This is a genomic window from Kineobactrum sediminis, assembly GCF_002868715.1.
GTDB lineage: Bacteria > Pseudomonadota > Gammaproteobacteria > Pseudomonadales > Halieaceae > Kineobactrum > Kineobactrum sediminis.
This window is the reverse complement of sequence record NZ_PKLZ01000008.1, coordinates 79,433-105,003: the sequence shown is the minus strand read 5'-3', so window position 1 is coordinate 105,003 and position 25,571 is coordinate 79,433. Positions and strand designations below refer to the sequence as shown.

The following is a 25,571-nucleotide window of genomic DNA, read 5'->3' as shown; positions in this document are numbered from 1 at the left end:
TAGCGCTACTGGAGGCGCACGACCCAGCAAGAGTGATAGGAGCCTGATAATGTCCAAGTCAACCTTCCTTTCGAACAGCGATGAGGTCTCAGCCCGGTCCAGCCTGCACCAACAGATGATGGATTTATTACAGCTTGCGGATATCAATGTGGACGGCAATCGTCCCTGGGACTTTCAGCTCAAGGCGCCGGGGGTCTTTGAGCGGGTAAGCGCCAGCGGCAGCCTCGGGCTTGGTGAAAGTTATATGGACGGCGCCTGGGATGCACCGCAACTCGACGAGTTTTTCAATCGGCTGTTCAGGGCGTCTCTCGACCAGAAAGTAAAGCCGTTGGGGCTGGTACTTCACGGCCTGCGCAATCGCCTGTTCAACCTCCAGTCCCTGCAGCGCGCGTGGCAGGTAGGCGAAGCTCACTATGACCTGGGCAATGATTTTTACGCGGCAATGCTCGACAGGCGCATGACGTATACCTGCGGCTACTGGCGCAGCGCGACCAACCTGGAGGAAGCACAAGAGGCGAAACTTGACCTGATTTGCCAGAAGCTGAAGTTGCAACCGGGCATGCGGTTGTTGGACATCGGCTGTGGCTGGGGCAGCCTGATGGGCTTTGCCGCTGAGCATTATGGTGTCAGTTGTGTTGGCGTCACGATCTCCCGGGAACAGGTGGAATGGGCGAAAGAGTACTATCACGGACTGCCGCTCGAATTCCGCCTGCAGGATTACCGGGATACCGACGAGTCCTTCGACCGCATCGCCAGTGTCGGCATGTTCGAGCATGTCGGCTATAAGAATCATCGCAGTTTCATGCAGGTGGCACACCGCTGCCTGAAGGACGATGGCTTGTTCCTGTTGCATACCATCGGGGCCAATATGCGCCGCGGCGGGGCCGATCCCTGGATCGACCGGTATATTTTTCCCAATGGCAATCTGCCCTCCATCGGCCAGATTGGGGATGCGGCAGATTCTCTGTTCGTGCTGGAAGACCTGCACAATTTTGGCGCTGACTACGACAAGACCCTGATGGCCTGGCATGCGAATTTCGAGGCTGCCTGGCCGCGCTTCAGTGCCCGATTGGGTGAGCGCTTTTATCGCATGTGGCGTTATTATCTACTGTCTTGTGCCGGCGGCTTCCGGGCGCGCAATCTGCAGTTGTGGCAATGGGTATTCTCGAAAGAGGGGCTCGACGGAGGCTATATCCGCTCGGGTGTTTGATACACCATTAATTGCCTGGGCAACGGCTGCCGCTGAATGTCTGTCTTGCCCGGACCGGCCTTTAAATGCTGACCTCGCTTTCTCGCTGACCTGCTTTCCCCTATAGTACGCCCGCCCGGTTGCGGTTTGTCTGCCGCTTCCCGGTAATGCGGCATATCAGGGGGCAACTGCAATGACCATACGGATTGGCATCAACGGTTTTGGCCGAATGGGTAGGCTGGCCCTGCGCGCGCTGTTTGCGCAGCACGAGATCGCCTGTGTACAGATCAATGACCCCGGCGGTGATGCCCCCACTCTCGCTCATTTGCTGAACTTTGACTCCGTGCACGGGCGCTGGAGCGAGCAGGCCAGTGCCGTTGCGGGTAACCTGCTGATCGGTAGCCGGCGCATTACGCTAAGCCACAATACAGCCATTGCCGAAACTGACTGGTCCGGTTGCGATATGGTCATTGAAGCCTCGGGCAAGATGAAGACCCGGCCGCTGCTGCAGGCCTATCTCGACCAGGGCGTAAAGCGAGTCGTTGTGACCGCGCCGGTAAAAGAAGAGGGCGTATTGAACGTGGTGATGGGGGTGAATGATGACCTCTATGACCCGGGCCTTCATACCATAGTGACTGCCGCCTCCTGTACTACGAACTGCCTGGCGCCGGTAGTAAAGGTGATTCAGGAGCAATTGGGCATCGTACATGGCTCAATGACCACGATTCACAGCCTGACCAACACCCAGACCATTATTGATGCACCGCACAAGGACCTGCGCCGGGCGCGGGCCTGTGGCATGAGCCTGATTCCCACTACCACGGGTTCGGCCACTGCCATTACCCATATCTTTCCCGAGTTGAAGGGCAAACTTAACGGCCATGCCATTCGGGTACCCCTGACCAATGCATCCCTTACCGACTGCGTATTTGAAGTGGCGCGCCCGACTACCGCGGAGGAGGTTAACGCACTGCTCGCGGCCGTGGCTGAAGGTGAGCTCAAGGGTATTCTCGGTTATGAAGAACAGCCCCTGGTATCGATCGATTATCGTACCGACCCCCGTTCCGGTGTTGTTGATGCGCTGTCCACGATGGTGGTTAATGGTACACACGTAAAGCTCTATGTCTGGTACGACAACGAATGGGGTTATGCGAATCGTACGGCGGAGCTTGCGCTCAAGGTCGGCAGACTGGACCTGGCGCAATAAGGTATGGAGTTCCTGGCTCGCTTGTCACCCGGTGTGCGCCAGTACCTGCTGGTTACCGGGAACTATTGGGCTTTTACACTCACCGACGGCGCCCTGCGCATGCTGGTGGTGCTGCATTTTCACGGCCTGGGTTACAGCCCGCTGCAGATAGCGCTGCTGTTTCTGTTTTACGAATTGTTCGGCGTGGTGACCAATCTGGTGGGCGGTTGGCTGGGCGCCCACCTGGGGCTCAACCGGATCATGAATATCGGCCTGGCGTTGCAGGTGGTCGCGCTGTCCATGCTGTTGGTGCCCAGTGCGCTGCTGACAGTGCCCTGGGTGATGGCGGCCCAGGCGCTGTCCGGGATCGCCAAGGATCTCAACAAGATGAGCGCGAAAAGCGCGATCAAGCTACTGGTGCCCGCGGAAGCGCCCGGTAGGCTTTATCATTGGGTGGCGCTGTTGACGGGCTCCAAGAACGCGCTCAAGGGGGCGGGCTTTTTCCTGGGTGGTGTGCTGCTGATGGTGCTGGGCTTTACCGGGGCCGTTGCCTTGATGGCCGTTGCCCTGGCGGTGGTCTGGCTGCTCAGCCTGTTGCTGCTGCAGCAGGATCTCGGCAAGGCGCTCAACAAACCGAAATTTCGGGAAATGTTCTCCAAGAGCCGCGCCATCAATACACTGTCCGCGGCGCGCCTGTGTCTGTTCGGGGCCCGGGATGTGTGGTTCGTGGTGGCCTTGCCGGTTTTTCTATCACAATCCCTGGGCTGGGATCACTGGCAAACCGGCGGTTTTCTCGCCCTGTGGGTCATGGGCTATGGCCTGGTCCAGGGCCTGGCGCCGCGTATTACCCAACGTGTGGGTGGCGGCCTTCCGGACGGTAGCGCAGCCGTCTTCTGGGCCTGGGTCCTGGCGCTGCTGCCGGCACTCATTGCCCTGGCGCTGTACCTTGGCCTGGCCCCCGCACAATCACTGATTATCGGCTTGATGCTGTTCGGGGTGGTGTTTGCCATCAATTCATCAATGCACAGTTATCTTGTGGTCAGTTATGCCGACCGCGACGGTGTGTCCCTGGATGTGGGATTTTACTATATGGCCAACGCCATGGGCCGGTTGCTGGGCACACTGCTCTCTGGCTGGGTGTTCCAGGTGGCGGGGCTGGAAGCCTGCCTGGTGATATCGAGTGGCCTGATTGTGCTGGCGGCGCTTATCTCAAGACAGTTGCCCCGAGTAGTGGCCTGACGCCAGCGCAGTACTTGGGGAAGTTCAGTCAGCTTGTCGCGCACCACCAGAGCGGCGGGTAAACGTCACCGTCTTTTCCACGGTTGATGAACCGCTGAAATCAGTATCTGGCACAATGGCTTCAATGTGCATCTGTTCACCATCCAGGGTGACATACATAAAACCCCAGGTGGGTCCCCTTGACCACACGGTCGTGAGCCCCGGGTACTTTTTTTCCTGCTGAGCGATAAAGGCCGGGTGATTGGGACGCCATTTTGCGCCGGCCCCGGTCACCATGGTGGGTAATGGGGCGGCCGCTGCGCCTTCAATGCCCGCGCAGCCATCAGTGTAGATCTCCAGCATGTGGTCATCGCCGGAAAAATAGGCATCGGCATGCCTGCACAAAGCCGGTAAAAACAGCTTGCGCAGAGCGCGGGCTTTTTCAAACTTGCTGCCACCTCCGGACCAGAGCGCATGATGGCCCAGAACGATTTTCCACTTGGCGGCAGAAGTAGCCAGGGCATGTTCCAGCCAGTCGACCATGTTCTGCTCGGCCGCGGTTTGAGGGGCGGCGTGTGCCGGGAATTCATCGATTTCGCTGTCGCTGACCTCGCGTCCGCTACCATCCGCTGCCAGCTTGTCTTTATAGACTGTGGTACTGGCGAGCAGCATTTCGGTATCAATAACAAATATTTCAACATCGCCGGCGGTAGCGGGCGGTGACACCCGGTAAAAGTAATCCGGCATATAAAAAGATGGATGCTCCTGCAAATACAGCATCTGGCTCATCGTTGCTTCGCGAGAGATACGCCAGTCATGGTTGCCCATCACCGAGTAGATAGTGAAGTTTTCAATGCCGCTGCCCAGGGTGTGAAAGGGCTTGTGCAGCATGTCACGGTAGCGCCGGCTGTCAAAGCGTGCGTCCGCGCCCAGGGTACCTCCGTCAGGGTAAACATTATCCCCGAGCATGGCGGCAAACTGGCAGCCTTTTTGCTTACAGGTGTCTTCCATGGCCCAGGCAACCGGATACAGGCCACTCGCGGGTAGGAACCCACCGACAGTTGATTCAAAGACCATTGGTGCCGGTTTGAATTCAGTTGTGTTATGTCGCTTTTCCCATGCGCTACGCTCTTCCGCGAGATAGTCCTCAACCGTTACCAGTGGCGTTTCGTCAGTATCGACGTCTTCGTAGGCAGGTATATAGCCGCTGTCGCCGAAGATTACAAAGCTGTATTCGGCCAACGTGTGACTACTGATAAAAACGGTCAAAAGCAGCACCAGCCCTGCAAAAATAGTGTTGTAACGTATTGAATACATCAACATCCCCTTTGATTTTCTGCGGAGTCTAACAAGTTCAGGTGACATTTTTATTTCTCAGTGAGGGGGTCATCTTACTGTCACGATATGGACCCGATATTGTCATAGATGATACTTATTCTGTTCGCATCCACACGTAGCAAGGTACGGACAGATGCACGATTTGAAAATGAAAGCTCCACTGAATGTAATGCCCCGTGAAAAGAAGGGAACCCCTCAATTCCTGCGCAAGCTGTCCATCGCTTCGGCTCTTGCGCTGGCAGGCAGCTTTGCAGCTGCGCCGGTTGCATTCGCGCAGCAGGTTACGGGTGAAGTCACGGATCGCAAGGGCAGCGCTGTGTTTCAAGGTGCCATGGTGTCCCTGCAGGAGTTGGGTATCTCTACCGCCACTGACGAACGTGGGCGCTTCAGGCTGGCCAACATACCACCGGGTAACTATACGCTTCTGATCAGTTATGTCGGTGCCCCGTTAACTCGCATTCAGGTTGTTGTGGGTGTAGACGGATTGCAGCTGGGCAGTGTAGTGCTTGGTGGGGCCGACTCCGCTGAATTGCTGGCCCTGGAAGAAGTGCTGGTTACCGGGCAGTCGGCAGCGATGGCCGGCGCCATTAACCAGCAGCGTGCCGCCAACAGTATCAAGTCCGTCCTGGACTCTGACATGATGGGGCAGTTTGCAGATCAGAATGTTGCGGAATCCCTGCGCAGGCTATCGGGTGTTTCCGTGGAAAACGATCAGGGTGAGGGTCGTTATGTAGTGATCCGCGGTATGAACCCCGACCTGAATGCCACCTCGATTAACGGCGTTCGAGCCTCCTCGGCAGAAGATCGCCGCGCGCTACAGCTGGACGTGATCCCGACAGATGTGCTCGATGGGCTGGAAGTCCAGAAGTCACTCACCCCCGACATGGATGGTGACGCGATTGGTGGTTCGGTCAACGTTAAAACGCTTAGCGCATTTAGCCGCAAGGATGCCTTCTTTAAAACTCGTCTGGAGGGCGGCTATAACGAGCTTCGGGAAGACTGGAGCCCTAAAGGCTCAATCGCCGGCAGCCAGATTTTTGAACTGGAGAATGGCCGTCGCCTGGGAGTGGCAGCGGCGGTCAGTTGGCAAGACCGGAAGTTATCTGCAGATAACGCCGAGGGTGACGACTGGAGTGAAGCAGACAACGGCGAGTTCTTTCCTGAGACCTTTGAACCCCGTTACTACAAGATTGATCGCCAGCGCATCGGTGCCGTACTGAACCTGGACTATGATTTGAACGACACTACAACCGTGTTTGCGCGTTCATTGTACAGTGAGTTTGAGGATAGCGAGGCGCGCTATAACCAGACATACGGTGATATTACGCCGCTGAACGATACCAGTGTACGTGCCGACGGCGTTGATGTCGGTTTCGTGGAAATTGCTACGGGTACCAAGGACCGGGTGCAGACCGCGACAAACCTGTCCTTGTCGTTTGGTAGCGAAAGCCAGTGGGAGCAGTGGGCGCTGGATACCAATCTTGGCTATTCTTATGGTGAGGAGGAAGAAACGAACTCGGTTGAATCAGAGTGGGTTGCCGAGTTTGAGTCGGGCAGTGACGATATTGCCGGTGACAGCCCGGTGATGATCCTTGATATCAGTGATGCGCGCAGGCCATTGGTCTCGTCTTCTCACTTTGATCTGCTACGCTCGCCTGAGCGTTACGAGCTCGACGAAATTGTATTTGAGAAAGCGCTAATTGAAGACAGGCAATGGTCGTTCCAGTTTGATGCTACCCGGCAGTTTACCGATTTTGAAATACAATTTGGTGCCAAGGCGAGGTTGCGTGAAAAGACGTCCAACGCCGATGCTGATGTGTACGGTGGTGACGACGTATTCACAGTAGCTGATATTTTCAACCCTGACGCTACCAGCGCGTATGGGTTTGCTAATGTGCTGGAGCCGTTCCCGACCTTGGGGGGCGTGCACGACATTCTGGCGTCGGGCGTCGGTATAGAATTTGAAGCGATCGATAGTCAGCTGGATTCCCTTTCCGATGATTGGGTGGTGGAGGAAGACGTTTACGCCGCTTACGGTATGATTCAGTATGATTTCGAAAAGCTGGTTGTTATCGCTGGTGTGCGAGTTGAATATACCGACTTCGGATCAAGTGGCAACCGGCTAGAGCTCTTTGAAGAAGGCAATGAGCTCAATGGTGTTGTACTCGAAGAGGACTTTGTTTCTGTAGAAACGGTTAGTTCAAGCAATAGTTACACCGATATCCTGCCCAGTATCAATTTGCGTTACGATGTGACGAACGACTTTGTGGCACGCGCCGCGGTGTCGCGCTCCATAGTACGACCTTTGTTTGAGGTAGTGGCCTCTCGGGTTGCTGTTGAAGACAATGAAGCTGAAATCGGCAACCCCGACCTCGATCCTTTCAGTTCATGGAACTATGACTTGTCGCTGGAATACTATCCTTCGGATATCAGCGTTATTTCGGCCGGATTCTTTTACAAAGATATTGACGACTTCATTTTCACTCAGACGTTCGATGATTTTGACTTCGGCGGACGGGTATTCGATCAAGCGGAAATAGCGCGTAATGGCGATAACGCAACAGTCACTGGCCTCGAATTCAGCTATCAGCAGCAGTTCGGATTTTTGCCTTCTCCGTTCGATGGTATGCTGGTGAGTCTCAATTATACGATGGTCGATAGCGAGGCCACCTTTGACGGCAGGGATATTCCACTGCCCAAGCAATCGGACAATATTGCCGGCTTTGTTCTCGGGTATGAGAAATATGGCCTTGATTTGCGGCTTGCCATGTCCTACCGCGACCGCTATCTGGACGAGGTTGTCGACGAAAACCTGGATCGTTATACGGATTCCCACATGCAGTGGGACCTTACTGCCAAGTACCATGTGAACGACAACTGGATGGTATACGCGGAGTTGATCAACCTTAACGACGAGCCCGAGTATTATTATGCCGGTAACAAGAGCCGCGTGCTGCAATATGACGAATTTGGCAGAACGACCGTAGTGGGTCTGCAGTACGTCTATTAACGGAATTCCAGGAAGCGGTTTTGGTTATGATCAAGTACAGGGTTGTTGTCCTTCTGGCATGTATTGCCTCTGCGTTGGCATCAGGATGTGGTGGTGAGAGCCCGGAAGGGGTTGCGGCTGTAGCAATGACCGAGGCCGGGGCAAACAGCCTGTCACTGGATATCGCTTTAATCCCGGTTTCTGCGGAAACGCAGCCAGCCGGTCATGAGGCGAATGCCGTAGCAGTGTGGGTAAATACCGGCGCCCCCGCCTCAAGCCGTATTTATGGCACGGCGGGGACCAGTGGTGTTGAGACGTATGACATGAACGGCATGCGTCTTGCGGTCATGGAAACCGAAGGTGAGATCAAGGGGCTCGATGTGCTGCCCGCTTTTGCCAGCGAGGCAGGAACGATGCCTTTGCTGGTGGCGCTGGACGTGCATTCACCAGCTGTGGCCGTTTTTTCAATAGATCCGGTAACTGGTGATCTCAGTCGCCGGGAACTTGCAGGCATTAATCTCGAGGGTTCTTATGAAGGTCTTTGTGCCTATCAAAGCCTGCTTGATAAGCAATCCTATATATTCCTCACAAAGGGTTCCGGAAAGCTGGAGCAGTGGTGGTTGCGTGATGCCGGTGCTGGTGATATCCACGCGCGCCATGTGCGCGATCTTGCAGTTGCCTCCGAAGCCGGCTTTTGCACTACAGACAGTACCAGCCACTCGCTTTTTGTGTCCGAAAAAGAAGTTGGCATCTGGCGCTTCAACGCGGATGTGGAGACGGAAGTAGTCCCTGAAATTATAGATATCGTCAAGTTTGGAGCTATTACCGAGGAAGTAGGCGGCCTGGCAGTCTATCGCAGTCCAGCAGGCATGGCCCTGTTAATGGCGTCGGATGCTGCTACCGGCCGCATTCACTTTTACGACATGAATAACGATTACACCTTGCTTTCACGGGCCTCTCTACAGGGCGAGGGTGCTGTTGATGGCGTCGAGGAGGCCGGTGGTCTCTTGGCAAGCGCTGCCGACTTTACCGGCAGTTTCAGCGCGGGGCTTCTCGTTGCCACGGATGATGATAACGAGGAGTCGGCAAGTAATTACAAGCTGGTTGCCTGGCGTGATGTGGAGGCCGCTCTTGGGCTCCAGCAGCGTATATCCAGGGATGCCACGCCGCCTGCCAGGGCCGGGTTTGTTGCGGTGCAGGCGGGACTGCAAACCGCGCCTGTTGCGACCCCTGGCGATGCCGCTGACGACCCCGCAATCTGGGTTCATCCCACAGACCCGTCCCTGAGTACACTGATTGGCACCAACAAGCAGGGCGGCCTATATGTGTACGATCTGCGGGGCAATGTCATTCAGTACCTTGAAGACGGCCAGATCAATAATGTTGATCTGCGCTATAACTTTGCCCTTGGTGGCGAGCAGGTCGATTTGGTAACAGCCAGTAATCGAACCGATGCCAGTATCAATATCTACAGGGTTGACCCTGCTTCCGGCAGGTTGACCGAGGTGGCTGATGGTCTGCAGGCAACAAATATGGCGGATACCTATGGGGCTTGCATGTATCAGCACCCGGTTACCAGGGCCACCTACGTTTTTGTCAATGACAGCAGCGGACTCTACCGGCAATGGCAATTACACGATAGCGGCAACGGCCGGGTTCGCACCGATCTGGTGCGCGAGTTTTCGGTGCCGAGTCAACCTGAGGGTTGTGCCGCGGACGACGAATACGGTGTACTTTACGTGGGTGAGGAAGACGAGGCACTGTGGCTATTCGATGCCACCGCCGACGGTGACAGCGAGGGCAGGGTGATCGCCTCAATTGCTGAAAATCCAGCAGTTAAGGACGATTTCGAAGGTGTTGCGATCTATTACGGCGAGAGCGGTAACGGTTACCTGATCGTATCCAGCCAGGGTAACGACAGCTATGCGGTGTATGACCGCCGTGGGGGTAATAGGTATCTGGGCAGTTTCGTCGTCACTGCCAATCCGGTACTTGATATCGATGGCGCGTCAGAAACTGATGGGCTGGATGTTATCAGCACCCCACTGGGCGAGGATTTCCCCTTTGGCCTCTTCATTGCCCAGGATGGGCGTAACCTGATGCCAGCTGCTTATCAGAACTATAAAGCAGCGGCCTGGGAACATATTGCCGACGCATTGGAGCTTGAAAAGCACACCGGCTGGAATCCGCGTGCGGCGGTATTGAGGCACTGATAGCGCACGGTTTTGGTGCGCGCTGCCTAAACCAGGTACAGTGCCGTCGTTTTCATGTGTAACACTTCCACCCCATCCTGGCGTTGCAGGCACACATGTGCGGTTATCACTCCCCGGTCCGGCTTGCTTCGACTGAGGCGGGTTTCTTCGATCATACAATGCCCACTCACTATGTCGCCTGGCCGGACGGGGGCAAGCCACTGTATTTGCTCCACCCCCGGAGCCGCTACCGAGCTTGAATCGGTGATGAAAGCGTCACACATCAGCCGCATGGCAATGGCGCAGGTGTGCCAGCCGCTGGCTATCAATTCGCCCATCGGTGAATGCGCCGCGGCCACCGGATCGGTGTGCATTGGCTGAGGGTCATAACGGGTTGCAAATTCAATGATTTCTTCCGCTGTCACCGGGTAGTCTTCCAGCGCAATTGTTTGTCCAGCCTCAAAATTGTTGAAACGCCACATCCTTTCTCTCCCGATGATCGTTATTACGATTGTTAAATATTCTGTAGTCAGGGTATTTACAACACCGCTGACTAGTTCTATTATCCAGAACACTTTAGGTCTAAAATGTTATTCTCGGAGAATAAAAACATGCCTTCAAGTCCAATGTTCAACAATAACAAATTCAAACTGGGAACATTTTCGGCCAATTGCTCAGGGGGAATGGCGGTTACCAAGGTCGATGAACGTTGGGACAATACCTGGGAGAATAACATCAAGCTGGTGCAGATGTGCGATGAAGCAGGTATTGAGTTCATGCTGCCGATAGCGCGCTGGATCGGCTACGGCGGCGAGACCGATTTTCATGGTGGCGTACTGGAAACCGTCACCTGGGCCGCCGGCCTCCTGGCGAACAGTAAGCGGATCCAGGTATTTGCGACTGTACATACCGCCTTCAATCACCCCATTGTTACTGCAAAGCAGCTCGCTACGATTGACCAGCTCGGTGGCGGCCGGGTGGGGTTGAATGTTGTGGCCGGCTGGAATAAACCCGAATATGACGCCTTTGGTGTTGATCTGCCGCAGGGACACCCGGAACGCTATGAGCGTGCCCAGGAATGGTATGACTATATCCAGAAAATATGGCACGAAGATCAGCCTTTTGACTGGGACGGCAAGTATTTTCAGGGAACCGGAGTCTACGGCAGGCCTCGTCCGGTGCAGGATCATGTGCCTGTACTGAACGCGGCGGCATCAAAGGAAGGGCGCGCGTTTGCGATGCGTAACGCGGATTTCCTGTTCACGCCGGTATTCGATTTTGAGCAGGCGGCAGCGACCGCAGCTGAAATACGCGAAACCGCCGCGGCGGCCAAGCGTGATGTCGGCGTGTTCACCTTTTCCGCCGTGGTTTGCAGGCCTACCCAGGCGGAAGCAGAAGAGTACCTTGATTACTATGCAAATCAACATGCGGATTGGGAGGCGGTCGATTACCTGATGAAACTGCAGGGAATGCACGCGCAGTCATTTACGCCCGAGGCACTGGCCAGCTTTCGCGACCGCTTTGCCGCCGGCCATGGCGGTTTTCCCCTCGTCGGCACGCCCGATCATATTGCCGATCAAATCGAAAAACTCAGTAATGCCGGTCTTGCCGGCACGACTTTGTCGTTTGTTGATTATGCAAAAGAATTCCCTTATTTTCGTGACGAGGTGATCCCCCGTCTTGAAGCAAAGGGCCTACGTGAACCTGTGGCCAACAACAGGGCCTAGCTCTTTTAAAACAAAAATTATTGAATCAAGAACAAAAATAGGGAAATTTCATGAAGAATAGATCTGTTTTCAAGCTTGGATCGTTATGTGCCGCCCTGACTGTTCCATTGACCGGAGCCGCCCAGAACCTGCTCGAAGAAGTAACTGTCACTGCCCAGAAGCGCGAACAGAATTTGCAGGATGTCGGTATCGCAATCACGGTTTTCAGCGGTGACCAGGTGCGTGCGCTGGGTGTCCAGCAGAGTTTCGATATTGCCGGGTTTACGCCCGGGGTTCATATCAGCGGAAATATAGCGGGGCAGAATACACAGTTCTCAATTCGTGGTGTAACCCAGAATGACTTCAACGATATTATTGAGGCGCCCAATGCTGCCTATCTTGACGAGGGCTATCTGGCGGTGGCACAGGCCCAGACCTTTGCAGTTTACGATATCGAACGACTGGAGATTCTGAAAGGTCCCCAGGGCACACTGTTCGGTCGTAACGCAACCGGCGGACTGATCCATTATATTTCGAACAAGCCAAATTTTGATGGTACCGAAGGCTACCTCGATTTTCAGGTTGGTGAGTTTGATACTCCGGCTAACGCCAACCAAATGGTCATTGAAGGCGCTTTGGGTAGCGCGCTGACAGAAACCGTTGCGGGCAGGGTGGCCTTTCGTTATAAGGAGCAGGACGGTTATCTGAAAAACCTCTATCCGGATAGCGCGTTCCTCGGCCCCCCGGGACCCGGTGCCGGCGCTGATCTGGGTGGGCAGGAAGACAAGTCCGCACGCGGCACACTGCTGTTCCAGCCCGACGACAAAATGCAGGCCATGGTGTCGCTTAACTATTCGAAGTCCGAATTGTCAACCGGGCCGTACCAGAGCAAGCCCACTATCGGCATACTGGATGAAAATGGCGAGCTCATCAATGTAATCGATATGCCCGCTGATGAAACCCGTTTCACTATCCAGGGTGACCAGGACGGCGGCGCCAACGCGATTGATGGCAGCAGCTTTCTTCCCGGTGCAGGCATTGGTTTGCCCAGCCGCCTGGCTCCCGGCGCTGATTTTTTTGGTTATATTGATCCCGATGGCAAAGACTTTACGTTTTCCGGGGACTTTGCGTTTGAGGACCAGGCCTTTACTGAAACCTGGGGTATCAATGTTAATCTGCAGTACGAACTGTCAAGCGGTGTTCAATTCACCTCAATTACAGACTTCAAGGATTATGAAAAGCTGCTGTTCATTGATGTGGATGCCGCGCCGGCCAATCAGCTGGCTAACTATGCAGGGGTTGATGCAACCAGTTTCACCCAGGAATTCAGGCTTAACGGTGAAACCGAACGCACCCGCTGGGTTGCCGGTGCGTTTTACCTGAATATTGATACCACTTCCGACAACGGCCTGAAGGCGCCAGTGAACAGTATTGCCGGCAGCGCACCCTTCGCGCCCGTCGATATCGGTGTGGTTGCCGACCTGGAAACCAATTCCTATAGTGTATTCGGGCAAGTCGATTACGACCTGACCGAGACCCTGACATTGACTGCAGGTGCCCGGCTGATCCAGGAAGAGAAAGATTTTGACCTGTTGATCGCCATCTTTCCGTCCTTTGACAGTTTCTCGGTTAATCGTGGGGAGCCCATTCCCAATGCTTTTGGGGCCGGTTCGCCGTATACCAACACGGATGACAGTTCCGACACCCTGTGGACGGGCAAGTTGCAACTGGACTGGCATTACACCGAAGACCTGTTGTTATATGCCGGGATCAATCGCGGCGTAAAGGCGGGCAGTTTTAATGCGCCCTTGCTGGGAGCATTTCTCGGCGCCGGCGGGGATGAAAGCCTGCCCTACGATGAAGAAATCCTGGTGTCCTACGAAGGCGGCTTCAAGAAGTCTTTTGCCGGTGGCATGACCCGCTTGAACGGCACCGCGTTTTACTACGATTATAGCGATTACCAGTCTTTCCTCTTTGTGGGTGTTGGTGGGGTCGTGCAGAACAATGACGCACGTACCTACGGCGCGGAACTCGAGTTGCAGACATCGCCCATGGACGGTCTGGACATCATGCTCAGTACAGCGTGGTTTGATGCGACGGTGAAGGATGTACCGCTGCGCAGGGGATCGCCTTTGCCGCCACGTGACGTCAAGCCAACCTATGCGCCTGAATTGCAGGCCGCAGGCCTGATTCGCTATCAGTGGCCTGCTCTGGGCGGTGATCTCGCGGTGCAGGCGGATTTCTCCTATTCGGACGAGTTTTTCTACAATCTGCGCAACTTTGATGCGGACAAGTTCGACAGCTACACCATCTACAACACCTCGCTGGTCTGGAGCAGCACCGACAGCCAATGGCAGGCGACACTGGCTGTGCGTAACCTGACCGATGAAAGGGCAGGAACCCAGGGTTTTGACCTGGCATCCCTGTGCGGCTGTAATGAAATTGCATTTCGCGAGCCGCGCCTGTACTCCGTGGCCCTGCGGTATGAGTTCTGAGCCTGATGCATCCGTTACGTGGGCGGCGCAGCGTTGTTAAAGCCCTGGTGCTGGCATATCCGCTGGTATCGGGGGCGCTGTTGCTGTCGCCGGCACAGGCCCGGGAACGGAAGCTGCCACTTGCTGTGCTGGATGTCGAGGAGGCTGCGGATCTCGAGGCGGTTATAGAAGCACTCGTGCCCGGTTCTGCCGAGGCGGGCGCGGTGCATTTTATCGATTACCAGCTGGCGCGGCCCGCAATCGACAGTCTGCTGATGCTTCGTTACCTGGGTGTGCCTCAGCCCCATGTGAATTTTTATCGCAGTGGCCTGGCGGCGCTTGCACAGCATGCCATCGCACGTTACGGCAAGCGTCCGTCGCAATTGCCGGCACCGGTTCTGGATCAGCTGATTACCGATCTCATTACTGATGACACACCCGACTGGGCCGGGCCGCCAGCCTCGTTTCTTTATTTTGTCTGGCGTAGTGACGGCGTTGATGTGACCTATGGAACGGAAGATGGTATGGCAGCGCTGGATACTCCCTACATGGCCCACATAAGGCCCGAAAAACTATGGTGACGGTGCGCGACAAGGTCGATCTGCTGGTGGTCGGCAGTGGTGCCGCGGGCAGCGTATTCGCCGCCGAGGCGAGCGCGGCGGGCAAGCAGGTCCTGGTTCTTGAGGCGGGGCCGGCGCGTACCCCCAAGGATCTGGTCAGCTCCCAACTCTGGGCGCGTCGACACAAGTGGGGCGGCGCCCATGTGGAAGAGGAGGGCGATCACCGGGTTGGACATAACTTCAATGCCGGCTGGGGTACTGGCGGTAGCACCATGCACCATTACGGTGTCTGGCCGCGGCTTCACGAAAATGATTTCCACACATTTACGGAGCATGGCCAGGGCCTCGACTGGCCTTTCCAGTATGCCGAGTTGCGACCTTACTATGACAGGATACAGGACGCTATAGGGCTCAGCGGTGATGCGACCCAGGAGCGCTGGCGACCCCCCGGCGCCGCGTACTCCATGCCGCCGGTCCCGGTGTTCGGCCAGGGACGCCTGCTTGCCGAGGGGTTTTCACGGCTGGAGATGCATACCGCACCGTTGCCGCTGGCCATCAACACGATTCCCTATCGCGGGCGCCCGGCGTGTCTTTATGATGGCTGGTGTGATGCGGGGTGCCCGATCGGTGCCCTGGGCAATGCCCAGACCGTGTTCCTTGCCCAGGCGGTAAAGTCGGGCGCGGTAATACGGCACGAGGCCACCGTAACGCGACTCCTCACCAGTGCGAATGGTCGACGTATTGAGGGCGTTGAATACCACTCCGCGGATGGTGTGCTGCATCGTCAGTATGCAGAGGTTGTGGTACTCGCGGCATTTACCGTACAGAACGCCCGGCTGTTGCTGGCTTCTGCCAATAGTCATCATCCGCAGGGCCTCGCCAATCACAGTGGGTTGGTGGGGCGTTATCTGATGACTCATCCCACAGTAAGCCTTTACGGGATGTTTGAGGCGGAAACCCAGCCGGGTCTTGGTCCCACCGGGGGGCAGTTGATCAACCAGGATGGTTACGACAACAAACGTGCGGTAAAGGATGCCTATGGCAGCTTTCAGTGGATTATTGCCAATGCCGTCAAGCCAAACGGATTGCTGGGGATCGCCAACAACCGCGCCGATATTTACGGGCCGCAACTCAAGCCATTTTTGCAGCGAGCGGTGAATCATCTTGGGGTAATGACACTCGTGGCGGAGGACCTTGCGTTGCCGGAAAACCGGGTGGAACTGAGCAGTAACCGCGATGCATTTGGCGTACCTCTGGCCCGTGCGGTGCATAATCTGGCCAAGCCCAGTGCGGCGTTGGTAGTCCATGCGCTGGAACAGGGGCGCGCCGTCTTTGATGCCGCCGGCGCGCGGGAGCAATGGCGTGGGCCCCAAGCCGGAATGCACATACTGGGGGGCACGGTAATGGGAGTGGACCCGGCAAAGTCGGTGACCAACAGCTATGGACAAAGCCACGAGATTGATAATCTTTATATCGCCGGTCCCGGCCTGTTCCCCGGCTCAGGCGCAGTCAACCCCACTTTCACGATACACGCCCTGGCGCTGCGTGCAGCCGAACACCTGCTCCGCCACTGGCCCTGACCAGAACTCGGGAGTCAAGAATTCGGGGTCAGGTCTCGCATTGTAACAATGTTACAATGCGAGGCCTGAGTTCTGGCATCTGGCGGCAAACTCGGTGGATTCCTGTTGCAGCGCAGCGTGCTGGATTCCGAACCGTGCTTTTAGCATCGCCACAGCCTGTTCCAGGAGTTCATCATTGGCCGGGTAACTTTCTACAACGAGATGTGCTGTCAATGCATTATCCTCAGTACTCATCGCCCACACATGCAAGTCGTGGACGTCGATGACGCCCGGCAGTTCCAGCAGCGCCGAACGTACGGCGTCAAATTCCAGTCCGTAAGGCACACCATCAAACAATAAATGCAGCGACTGGCGAAACAGTGACCAGGTGGCAATGATAATCATCATCGCAATCAACAGTCCTACCGCGGGATCAATCCAGGTCCAGCCGCGCCAGAGATAGAGGCCGCCGGCGATAACCACGCCCACTGAGACCAGCGTGTCCGCCGCCATGTGTAAAAAAGCGCCGCGGATATTAAGGTCGTGTTTGCTACCTGCGAGGAAAAGCCAAGCGGTTGCGGCGTTGATGACCACACCAATCCCTGCAACTATCATGACCGTGCCGGCGTCTACTGTGACCGAGGTCTGTAAGCGCTGGATTGATACCCAGGCCAGATAAACCATGCCGACCAGCAGGACCGTAGCGTTGACCAGGCTTGCCAAAATAGAGGCGCGGCCCCAGCCATAGGTGCGTCGCCGGGTTGCCGGCAAGCGACCGGCAGCAAATGCTGCCCAGGCCAGCAGCAAAGCTCCCACATCACTCAGGTTGTGTGCCGCGTCCGCAAGGAGTGCCAGGGAACCGGTTCTCCAGCCGTAAATGGCTTCGATAATCACAAACCCGAAGTTCAGCGTGATACCGATGGTGAAGGCCTTGCCATAACTGGCAGGCGCATGTTGGTGTTGTGCATTCATGTGGATGAACTACCTCCGGTTGCTGACTCCGAAAGGGTTTAAAGACAGTTTAGCACTGTGCGTGCTTTGGAGCGCGTTGCGGCGGATAGGCGCCAGGCTCTCGCCTCACTGGAGGCATCACGATAGACTGGCTTTTTGTTGGAAAAGGATTGTGCGTACTCATGAACCATCTCGCCCATGCACTGCTGGCCAATGCGGGTCACCACAGTCTGATCGGCAACCTGTCGGGTGATTTCGTGAAAGGTCCGCTTGACGGGCTGGAGATCCATGCGCGGGTGCGGGAAGGTATCAGGCAGCATCGGCGGGTGGATGTTTTTACTGACCAGCATGAGGTAACAGCGGAGTTGAAAAAAATCTTCAAGCCGGTAAACCGGCGTTATGCCGGCATTCTACTCGATGTTGTTTTCGATCATTACCTGATTAAGCACTGGTCGCGATTTTCCGAGGTCATGCAAAGGCCGTTTGTAAATGAGGTTTACGCGACGCTGACTACGCATGAAGCGATTCTTCCCGGGCAGCTGGCTGATTTTGTACCGCGCATGATCGCCGCTGACTGGCTGTATAGCTGCGAGAGTCTTGTGGGGGTCGACAGGGTATTGCAACGTATTTCGAACAGGTTGCGGTATGAAAACCCGCTGGGGCACGCAATTGACGACATAAACAGGCATTATGAGGTATTCGAAACGGGCTTTCTCGTATTTTTTCCCGAGGCAATGGCTAGCCAGGGATGGGGCCACCAAGGCCGGGGTCAGGTCTCGCATTGTAGCATTCACCCGGACACCCATTCGGGTTAACCCGCAGTACAGGAAGGCAGTGAGCTCCCGCCCTAGGCCGTGCAGCTCGAGTATGAGGTGGGTTTTACCCCCGTTGCTACAATGCGAGACCTGACCCCAGGGGTTTGAGTGTGGGGATCGGAAACAAAAAAGCCCGGATATCCGGGCTTTTTTGTGTTCTTTGTATGGCGGTGGGCCAGGGATTCGAACCCCGGGAGGGGATAAACCCTCAACGGTTTTCAAGACCGCCGCTTTCGACCACTCAGCCAGCCCACCGTGTTGTTGCACCCCACTGCAGCGAGGCAGGCGAGATTATACAGTGCTGTCTAGCGTGCACAAGGGCCGGAGCTCCCCGGGCACGCTTTTAGCAGCATTTTTTAGCCCTCTGCAGTTTCCTGCGTTGCAGCCGTCGGGCGCTGACCGCGGGGGTCATTGCTGGCACGCGGAGCCGCACGCTCTACCGCGGGGGCCGGCGGCGCCTGCTCCGCCTTGAACAGTACCGGATGGCCGGTGGCTATCTCGACGCGTTCAATACGGTTCGGGGCTACCCGGGGATCGTTGCAGGCGCGGCCGTCGGCAGTAATGCCGGCGGGTGCTTTGGCCTCAACAACCTCAGGGGTTTCGGCTGCCGGCTTGGCCCTGGCGCGCGACTTGGCTTTCGGTTTGGGCTCTGCTTTCGGTTCGGGCTGAACCTCTGCAGCAGGCTCTGGCGCTGCCTCGGGCTGGACCTGGGCCTCAGCCATCGCTTCAGGCACAGGCTCGGTCTGTGCTTCGGGCTTGGTTTCGGCTTCCGGTTCTGAAGCCACAGCCACAGCCGCGGGGGCTTCGGGTTTGACCTCAGCCTCCGGTTCGGACGCAACAGGCGCAGCCGTTTCGGGCTTGGCCTCAGCTTCCGGTTCGGACGCAACTGATGCTGTCGGCTGCTCTTCCTGCGCTTTTGGCGCCACTTCCGCAGCTTCAACACTTTCTGCAGTCTCACTCGCACTGGCGCTCGCCTCGCTGACGGCGGCCTCACCCTCGGTCGCAGCAGTTGCCTCATCTGTTTTTGGCTTGCTGCGACGGCGGCGGCGGGGTTCGCTGCGCTTCATGTCACCGGGCCGTTTGCGCGGCTTGTCCTGTTCATCACCGGTATCGGCTTCAGTGACCGGTTCTTCAGTAGTCGCCACCTCGGCTGTTGCCTGGCCTTCTTTTTCGGAGCCCTGTTCGGAGCGACGGCGTTTGCCTCCGCGCTTGCGGGGGCGAGGTGCGGCCTCGTCGCCTGTACGTTCTTCCTGCTCGGCACGCGCCGGACGTTCACTCCTGGCCTGGGTAGTGCCGGAATCTGCTTCTGCAGTCGCAGCGCCTGCCTGTGTTGCGCTACCACTGCTGCGCCGGCGTCCACCCCGGCCACGACTGCGACCGCGGCCTTCGGATTTTTCATCGGCTTCGGGTTTCTTTTCTTCCTTCGCAGGCTTGCGTGCCTTTACGGGTTCCGGTTCCGGCGCCTTTTCAGCCTCGCCGAACAGCATGCCCATCAGGCGACCAACGAGACCAGGCCTGGCGGCGGACGGCTCTGCCCGCTGCTGTGCTTTTGGCCTGCTGGCCTGCTTGCGCGGGCGCTTCTCCTCAACGGGTTTTTCAACCGCTTCGGGTGCGGGCATTTGCGGCTTCAGGCGTTGTACAGCGGCTTCCTGAGGCGGCAGTGTTGCAGAATGGGCGTCGCTGACAAGGTCCGGATCCGGTACTGCGATCTCGATCTTGTAACTGACCGCACGATCTTCGGAGATTTCATCATCGCGCAGGCGCTGAACTTCAAAATGCGGTGTTTCCAGGTTGGGGTTGGGGATGACCAGCATGCGGGCGCGGGTGACCTGTTCGATTTCACTCAGGGCAGCGCGCTTCTCGTTCAGCAGATAGGCGGCGACATCCACTGGCACGATAGCGCGAACTTCGGCGCTGCGGTCCTTGATGGCCTCTTCTTCCATCAGGCGCAGGATGGAGAGTGCCAGGGACTTGGTGTCGCGAATGGTGCCCTGGCCGGTGCAGCGTGGGCAGACAATCGCGCTGGTCTCCCCCAGGGAAGGCCGCAACCGTTGACGTGACATTTCCAGCAGGCCGAAGCGGGAGATGCGACCCACCTGGACGCGTGCCCGGTCGACCTCGAGAGCGTCGCGTACGCGGTTTTCAACCTGGCGCTGGTTGCGTGGCGCGAGCATGTCGATGAAGTCGATAACCACCAGGCCGCCCATGTCCCGCAGGCGCAGCTGGCGGGCGATTTCATCGGCCGCTTCAAGGTTGGTCTGCAGCGCAGTATCTTCGATATCGGTACCCTTGGTGGCGCGCGCAGAGTTGATGTCAATGGACACCAGCGCTTCGGTAGGGTCGATCACGATGGAGCCACCTGAGGGCAGCCGTACTTCGCGCTGGAAGGCCGTTTCAATCTGGCTCTCTATCTGGAACCGGTTGAACAGGGGGATGTTGTCTTCGTAGCGGCGGATCTTGCTCTTGTACTTGGGCATGACCATGCTGACGAATTCGAATGCCTCGGCGAAGGCGTCGTCGGAGTCGATCACCACCTGGTCAATATCGTCGCGCAGATAATCCCGAACGGCCCGGATAATGACATTACTTTCCTGGAAGAGCAGGGCAGGTGCCCGGACTTCCTCGTTGGCTGTGGTAATGGATTCCCAGAGTTGCAGCAGGTAGTTGAGATCCCACTGGAGTTCTTCTGTGGAGCGGCCGACCCCGGCGGTGCGGATGATAACGCCCATGCCGTTGGGGATTTCGAGCCCGCTCAACGCCTCGCGCAGCTCGCTGCGCTCCTCGCCTTCAATGCGACGGGAAATGCCGCCGGCGCGGGGATTGTTCGGCATCAGGACCATGTAGCGACCGGCGAGACTGATAAAGGTGGTCAGGGCCGCGCCCTTGTTGCCACGCTCTTCCTTGTCGACCTGGACGATGATCTCGGTGCCTTCCTTGACCACTTCCTTGATCTTCAGGCGGCCCTCGACGGGACCCGGGTCCTTGTAAAAGTATTCCCGGGAAATTTCTTTCAGGGGCAGGAAGCCGTGCCGGTCGGCGCCGAATTCAACGAATGCCGCCTCCAGGCTGGGCTCTACGCGGGTGATCTTGCCTTTATAGATGTTGGATTTTTTTTGCAGACGGGTGCGGTTTTCGATATCCAGATCGTACAGACGCTGGCCGTCAACGAGGGCGACGCGCAGCTCTTCGGGCTGGGTCGCATTGATAAGCATTTTTTTCATGATGTGCCATTTTACCTGGTGCGCACAGGTCTGGCAGGGCGAGTATCAGCTATACAGCCGGCTGTGAGCCAGGCATAGCAGAGTTGTGGAAAGCCGCTACAACAGTTGCCGGGCCCGAAATGGGCAGGGCGTTGCATTGGCGCTACTCTGTACGCTCAGGTGATCTGTATGGCAGCGGCGCACCCGAGGGAACGGCGCCGGGCAACGCTGGGGAGGGAAGATGCGCTGGCGCTCTACCCCCCTTTTTGGTAGTGTCGCAACACCTGACGAATGCGACAACGTTGCCCAAAGTAACAACTGATTCTGTGCCCCGGCAGTCTTACTGCGCGGTTCATATGTATCGACGCGATAATAAGGTCGGTGCCAGGGGGTTAAGACCCACCAGGCGCCAGCTACGTCGACAGCCTTTTGTGTGTTTACACGCGTGTGCTTACCCTGATGGAACCTTGCGATTGCGTCGGCAGGCCCTGCTGTCATCCGGGAAGTGCGTGAGTGGGGGAAGGCTGTTTTTGCACCTCGACCCCGGACACACGCGCCGGACTATAGCAGTAAATGGTAAGTGCTTCAATTATCAAACGTTTTTCTTATTAAAGAGTGATCTGATCCTGAATGAGCCAAAGGGCGCCGTGCGCCAGCAACAGATTGAGGCCGACAGTGCGGGCCAGCGCCTGGATAACTACCTGTTGAAAATTCTCAAGGGTGTACCCAAGACAAGAATCTATCGGGGTTTGCGTAAGGGTGAGTTCCGCATTAACAAAGGCAGGGTTAAGGCTGACTATCGTCTGGTGGAAGGCGATATACTGCGCATTCCGCCTTTGCACCAGCCGGCGCCCAGTGCCGCGCCCATGATACCGGGGTTCTGGGCGGCACAGATCGCGCAACGTATTGTCCACGAAGACCCCGGCCTGCTGGTGATCAACAAGCCCTCGGGGCTTGCAGTGCACGGTGGCAGCGGCCTTAACTACGGGCTTATCGAGTGTCTGCGGCAATTGCGCCCGGAGGACAGGTTCCTGGAGCTGGTGCACCGGCTTGACCGGGATACTTCGGGACTGATCATGGTGGCTCGCAAGCCCGCTGTGCTGAGGGAGCTTCATCGCCAGTTGCGCGGGGAGGGCGTGGACAAGCGTTATCTGGCACTGGTGGCAGGTCGTTGGCCGAAAGAACGGCGTATTGTAGAGGCGCCCCTGCAAAAGAATATCGTTCAATCCGGTGAGCGGATGGTCAAGGTGGATCGCGAGGGCAAATCTGCGGTGACCGGGTTTTCAATAGTGGAACAGTTCGCCGACGCTACACTTGTGGAGGCCCGCCCGATTACCGGTCGGACTCACCAGATACGCGTACATGCGCAGTTTGCCGGGCACCCTATCCTTGGCGACAGCAAATACAGCGATGACCAGGCCGAAACTCTCGCGCGCTCGATTGGCCTCAAGCGTTTGTTTCTGCATGCCCGCTCGCTGCGTTTCTCGCTGCCAGAACAGCCGCCCCTGCAGCTCGAGGCGGCGCTGGACGACGACCTTGAGTTTATATTAAAAAACCTGCGCAAGTAGCTGTTTTTTAATCAATAATATAGGCATATATCTGGGCTGATCACTAGGGTGTTGCCAACGCCGGCTTCGAACGCGCCCTTGCGGCGGGCGAAAGACCGGTTCCGGTTCAGGCAAGTACGGGGTGGCCGGCTCGCGCAAGCAGCGTGGTCAGCGCTATCAGCGGCAAACCCTCAAGACTGGTGGGGTCCTGCCCCGACAGGCTCTCGAACAGGGCAATGCCCAGCCCTTCGCACTTGAAGCTGCCGGCGCAGTCGTAGGCTTGCTCTCGCCGCAGGTAGTTGTCGATCATGCCGGCGGTTAGTGGCCGGAAGTGAACGCTGAAGGGCTCAACATGGGTTTCTTCGATGCCCCGTTCGATGCAACACAGGGCAAGACCCGTGTAAAAATGTACGGTTTTGCCCGCGCAGGCAGCCAATTGCGCGCTGGCCCTGGCATGATCCAGGGGTTTGCCCAGCACGACAGTCCCCAGTGCCGCGACCTGGTCGCTTCCAATCACCAGGCTGGCCGGATGCTGGGTGGCGACTGATCGCGCCTTGGCCAGGGCCAGGCGCCCGGCTACAGCCGCGGCGGCCTCTCCCGGCAGCGGCGTTTCATCGGTTTCCGGGGAGAGGCAGCGAAAGGGTATTTGCAGCCGCTCCAGCAAGTTTTTGCGGTAGGGTGATGTGGAGGCTAGAATAAGACCCATGATCAGTTTCCTCGAGTGCGGCAGGGAAGCGGTGAACTGGTTGTATTTTAAAGAATTTTTTTGACAAAGTGTTAAACCATCCCTATGATGCGCGCCTATGTTGACCGACCCTCTTCCCGTCACGCTGGATATCCGCAAGGCTGCCACCCGTGGTGTGACCGTCAAGGGCACGTTAAAGCCGCTTGAATTGCCGCGTTTGCGGGGCTTGCTTGCCAGTGACGAAGGAGAAATCGAGACGGTATTTACGCTGTCCCGGGACGAGGAGGGCAGGTACGTGGTGCGAGTTGTGGTGGATGCGTCCGTCACAGTGACCTGCCAGCGTTGCCTGCAACCGGTGCGTACGGAATTGCACACTGACAGCACACTCGGAGTGGTCTGGACGGATGAGCAGGCAGGAAATTTGCCGAGCCATCTCGAGCCCGTCATTGTAGCGGGCGAGGAATGTGAGCTTCGGGAGCTGGTCGAGGATGAATTGATACTGGCGTTGCCAGTAGTTAATTATCACGAGCAGACGGATTGTAATAAATTATTGGTGGACCTCGCTGCGGAGACTGCTCAAGCACTCCCTGAAAGGCCCAACCCCTTTGACGTGCTGGCGCAATTAAAAAAGCCCGGCGGTAAATAGCAGGAGTAAGTCATGGCTGTTCAGAAGAGCAAGAAAACGCGCTCACGTCGCGGTATGCGTCGGTCCCACGATTCGCTGAAGGGGCCTACCCTGAGCGTGGACCAGACTTCCGGTGAGACCCATCGTCGCCACCACATCACTGCCGACGGCTTTTACTGCGGCAAGAAAGTGGTCGACACCGGTAACGACGAGTAGGCGGGCACCCGATTACGGGCACCCCCGGGCGTCCAGCTGCAGCAATGCAGGTATGACGCGCCAGCATAGACGGGAGCCCAGGCTCCCGTTTTTGCGTTTTACTATTTGGAGAATTCAGCTGCCATGACATCATCAACCATCGCGTTTGTTTTTCCCGGCCAGGGCTCGCAGAAAGTCGGCATGTTGGCCGCAGCCTATGCCCGATCGGAGGCCGTGCGAGCCACATTCGCCGAGGCAGCCGATGCCCTCGGCTACGACGTCTGGGCATTGGTGCAACACGGTGAGCAGGAAACGCTTAACCTGACTGCGACCACCCAACCCGTATTGCTGACCGCGAGCGTAGCATTGTGGCGGGCCTGGCGGGAGGCTGGTGGTCCCGATCCCGCCATGATGGCGGGTCACAGTCTGGGTGAATTCTCCGCTCTGGTGTGTGCCGGATCCCTGGAGTTTGCCGATGCGGTGCAGCTGGTGCGCAAGCGCGGTGAGTTCATGCAGACAGCGGTGCCGGTCGGCGAAGGTGCAATGGCCGCCATCATCGGCCTCGATGACGACAGTATCAACAAGGTCTGCGCGGAAATCAGCGCCGGCACCGCTGGCGAGGTGGCCGCGGTCAACTTCAACTCACCGGGGCAAGTAGTGATTGCGGGGCACACCGCTGCAGTGGCCGAGGCCAGCCACGCGCTTAAAGCCGCCGGAGCCAAGCGCGCCTTGCCCTTGCCGGTAAGCGCACCTTTCCATACGCAGTTAATGAAGCCCGCCGGTGAGCAATTGGCCCAGGCGTTGGCAGAGCTGACGCTGAAAGCGCCGAAAATACCGGTTGTTCATAATGTGCATGCCGAGACCGAAACAGATCCCGAGCGCATTCGCAGCTTGCTGGTAGAGCAGATTTACAGTCCGGTCCAGTGGACCCGCTGCATCGAACACATGGCGTCGGCGGGCATCTGCAAAATAGTGGAATGCGGCCCGGGCAGGGTCCTCAGTGGTTTGAATCGTCGCATTAACAGCGAGCTGCAAAGTTATTCGCTGGAGGAACCCCTGGCATTGTCACAGGCCCTTGAGGAGCTTGCGGGCCAGGCGGCGGGTTCTGCGACGGATACGGAATAAAACAATTGACCAAGGAT

19 protein-coding genes and 1 tRNA gene are annotated in these 25,571 nt (G+C 57.0%); 14 read left to right on the top strand and 6 right to left on the bottom strand.

The genetic code is table 11. The features are described from left to right. Positions 1–49: 49 nt before the first annotated feature. The 3 genes from cfa (at position 50) to arsJ (ending at position 3,614) form a co-directional block, all read left to right on the top strand. Positions 50–1,210 (top strand): cyclopropane fatty acyl phospholipid synthase, encoded by a 1,161-nt coding sequence (gene cfa, locus CWI75_RS10205; protein WP_101521408.1) that lies wholly within the window; start codon positions 50–52, stop codon positions 1,208–1,210. A 172-nt stretch (positions 1,211–1,382) separates the two neighbouring features. Next, positions 1,383–2,396, top strand: a complete 1,014-nt coding sequence (locus CWI75_RS10200) for an ArsJ-associated glyceraldehyde-3-phosphate dehydrogenase (RefSeq protein WP_101521407.1) — start codon at positions 1,383–1,385, stop codon at positions 2,394–2,396. A gap of 3 nt (positions 2,397–2,399) precedes the next feature. Then, the gene (gene arsJ, locus CWI75_RS10195) at positions 2,400–3,614 is read left to right on the top strand and encodes an organoarsenical effux MFS transporter ArsJ (protein ID WP_101521406.1); all 1,215 of its coding nucleotides are present in this window, start codon (positions 2,400–2,402) and stop codon (positions 3,612–3,614) included. Between the two features lie 24 nt (positions 3,615–3,638). Here the strand turns inward: arsJ and CWI75_RS10190 are convergent, their stop codons facing one another. Beyond that, positions 3,639–4,910, bottom strand: coding sequence for a metallophosphoesterase (locus CWI75_RS10190; RefSeq protein WP_162300049.1), 1,272 nt, complete (start codon positions 4,908–4,910; stop codon positions 3,639–3,641). Positions 4,911–5,064: 154 nt separating this feature from the next. Between CWI75_RS10190 and CWI75_RS10185 the strand changes: the two genes are divergently transcribed. Beyond that, positions 5,065–7,941, top strand: a complete 2,877-nt coding sequence (locus CWI75_RS10185; RefSeq protein ID WP_101521404.1) for a TonB-dependent receptor — start codon at positions 5,065–5,067, stop codon at positions 7,939–7,941. Between the two features lie 26 nt (positions 7,942–7,967). Next, the gene (locus tag CWI75_RS10180; RefSeq protein WP_101521403.1) at positions 7,968–10,133 is read left to right on the top strand and encodes a phytase; all 2,166 of its coding nucleotides are present in this window, start codon (positions 7,968–7,970) and stop codon (positions 10,131–10,133) included. Between the two features lie 26 nt (positions 10,134–10,159). Here the strand turns inward: CWI75_RS10180 and CWI75_RS10175 are convergent, their stop codons facing one another. Further along, entirely contained in the window at positions 10,160–10,594 is a 435-nt protein-coding gene (locus CWI75_RS10175; RefSeq protein WP_101521402.1) for a MaoC family dehydratase, read from the bottom strand. 129 nt (positions 10,595–10,723) lie between these two features. Between CWI75_RS10175 and CWI75_RS10170 the strand changes: the two genes are divergently transcribed. From CWI75_RS10170 to CWI75_RS10155, 4 genes are read left to right on the top strand one after another with little or no spacing between them, the layout of a single operon-like run. Continuing rightward, positions 10,724–11,839, top strand: a complete 1,116-nt coding sequence (locus CWI75_RS10170) for an LLM class flavin-dependent oxidoreductase (RefSeq protein WP_101521783.1) — start codon at positions 10,724–10,726, stop codon at positions 11,837–11,839. Between the two features lie 50 nt (positions 11,840–11,889). After that, complete coding sequence (locus tag CWI75_RS10165) at positions 11,890–14,313, top strand: TonB-dependent receptor (RefSeq protein ID WP_101521401.1); 2,424 nt, start codon at positions 11,890–11,892, stop codon at positions 14,311–14,313. 5 nt (positions 14,314–14,318) lie between these two features. Further along, complete coding sequence (locus CWI75_RS10160; protein WP_101521400.1) at positions 14,319–14,873, top strand: gluconate 2-dehydrogenase subunit 3 family protein; 555 nt, start codon at positions 14,319–14,321, stop codon at positions 14,871–14,873. Next, positions 14,867–16,432, top strand: a complete 1,566-nt coding sequence (locus CWI75_RS10155) for a GMC family oxidoreductase (RefSeq protein ID WP_101521399.1) — start codon at positions 14,867–14,869, stop codon at positions 16,430–16,432. The genes CWI75_RS10160 and CWI75_RS10155 overlap by 7 nt, the downstream gene beginning before the upstream one ends. Positions 16,433–16,483: 51 nt before the next feature. On the opposite strand, the gene CWI75_RS10150 is transcribed toward CWI75_RS10155, so the two are convergent. Next, positions 16,484–17,383 (bottom strand): cation diffusion facilitator family transporter, encoded by a 900-nt coding sequence (locus tag CWI75_RS10150; RefSeq protein ID WP_101521398.1) that lies wholly within the window; start codon positions 17,381–17,383, stop codon positions 16,484–16,486. A gap of 161 nt (positions 17,384–17,544) precedes the next feature. Here CWI75_RS10150 and CWI75_RS10145 point away from each other — a divergent pair, with 161 nt between their 5' ends. Beyond that, complete coding sequence (locus CWI75_RS10145) at positions 17,545–18,177, top strand: acyl carrier protein phosphodiesterase (RefSeq protein ID WP_101521397.1); 633 nt, start codon at positions 17,545–17,547, stop codon at positions 18,175–18,177. Between the two features lie 165 nt (positions 18,178–18,342). On the opposite strand, the gene CWI75_RS10140 is transcribed toward CWI75_RS10145, so the two are convergent. Both CWI75_RS10140 and rne read right to left on the bottom strand, forming a co-directional pair. After that, positions 18,343–18,432 (bottom strand) — tRNA-Ser (locus tag CWI75_RS10140). A 101-nt stretch (positions 18,433–18,533) separates the two neighbouring features. Further along, positions 18,534–21,398 carry a ribonuclease E gene (gene rne, locus CWI75_RS10135; RefSeq protein WP_101521396.1) on the bottom strand — a complete coding sequence of 955 codons (2,865 nt, stop codon included), beginning with the start codon at positions 21,396–21,398 and terminating at the stop codon, positions 18,534–18,536. Positions 21,399–22,024: 626 nt separating this feature from the next. On the opposite strand from rne, the gene rluC reads away from it, so the two are divergent. Further along, the gene (rluC, locus tag CWI75_RS10130; RefSeq protein WP_241521164.1) at positions 22,025–22,945 is read left to right on the top strand and encodes a 23S rRNA pseudouridine(955/2504/2580) synthase RluC; all 921 of its coding nucleotides are present in this window, start codon (positions 22,025–22,027) and stop codon (positions 22,943–22,945) included. Between the two features lie 106 nt (positions 22,946–23,051). Here the strand turns inward: rluC and CWI75_RS10125 are convergent, their stop codons facing one another. Beyond that, positions 23,052–23,630, bottom strand: coding sequence for a Maf family protein (locus tag CWI75_RS10125; RefSeq protein ID WP_101521394.1), 579 nt, complete (start codon positions 23,628–23,630; stop codon positions 23,052–23,054). 97 nt (positions 23,631–23,727) lie between these two features. On the opposite strand from CWI75_RS10125, the gene CWI75_RS10120 reads away from it, so the two are divergent. The 3 genes from CWI75_RS10120 to fabD all read left to right on the top strand — a co-directional run bounded on the left by CWI75_RS10120 (position 23,728) and on the right by fabD (position 25,554). Further along, positions 23,728–24,255 carry a YceD family protein gene (locus tag CWI75_RS10120; protein ID WP_101521393.1) on the top strand — a complete coding sequence of 176 codons (528 nt, stop codon included), beginning with the start codon at positions 23,728–23,730 and terminating at the stop codon, positions 24,253–24,255. A gap of 12 nt (positions 24,256–24,267) precedes the next feature. Beyond that, on the top strand, positions 24,268–24,450 hold the full coding sequence (rpmF, locus tag CWI75_RS10115) for a 50S ribosomal protein L32 (RefSeq protein ID WP_101521392.1): 183 nt from the start codon (positions 24,268–24,270) through the stop codon (positions 24,448–24,450). Between the two features lie 123 nt (positions 24,451–24,573). After that, entirely contained in the window at positions 24,574–25,554 is a 981-nt protein-coding gene (fabD, locus tag CWI75_RS10110) for an ACP S-malonyltransferase (RefSeq protein ID WP_101521391.1), read from the top strand. The last annotated feature ends 17 nt before the right edge of the window (positions 25,555–25,571 follow it).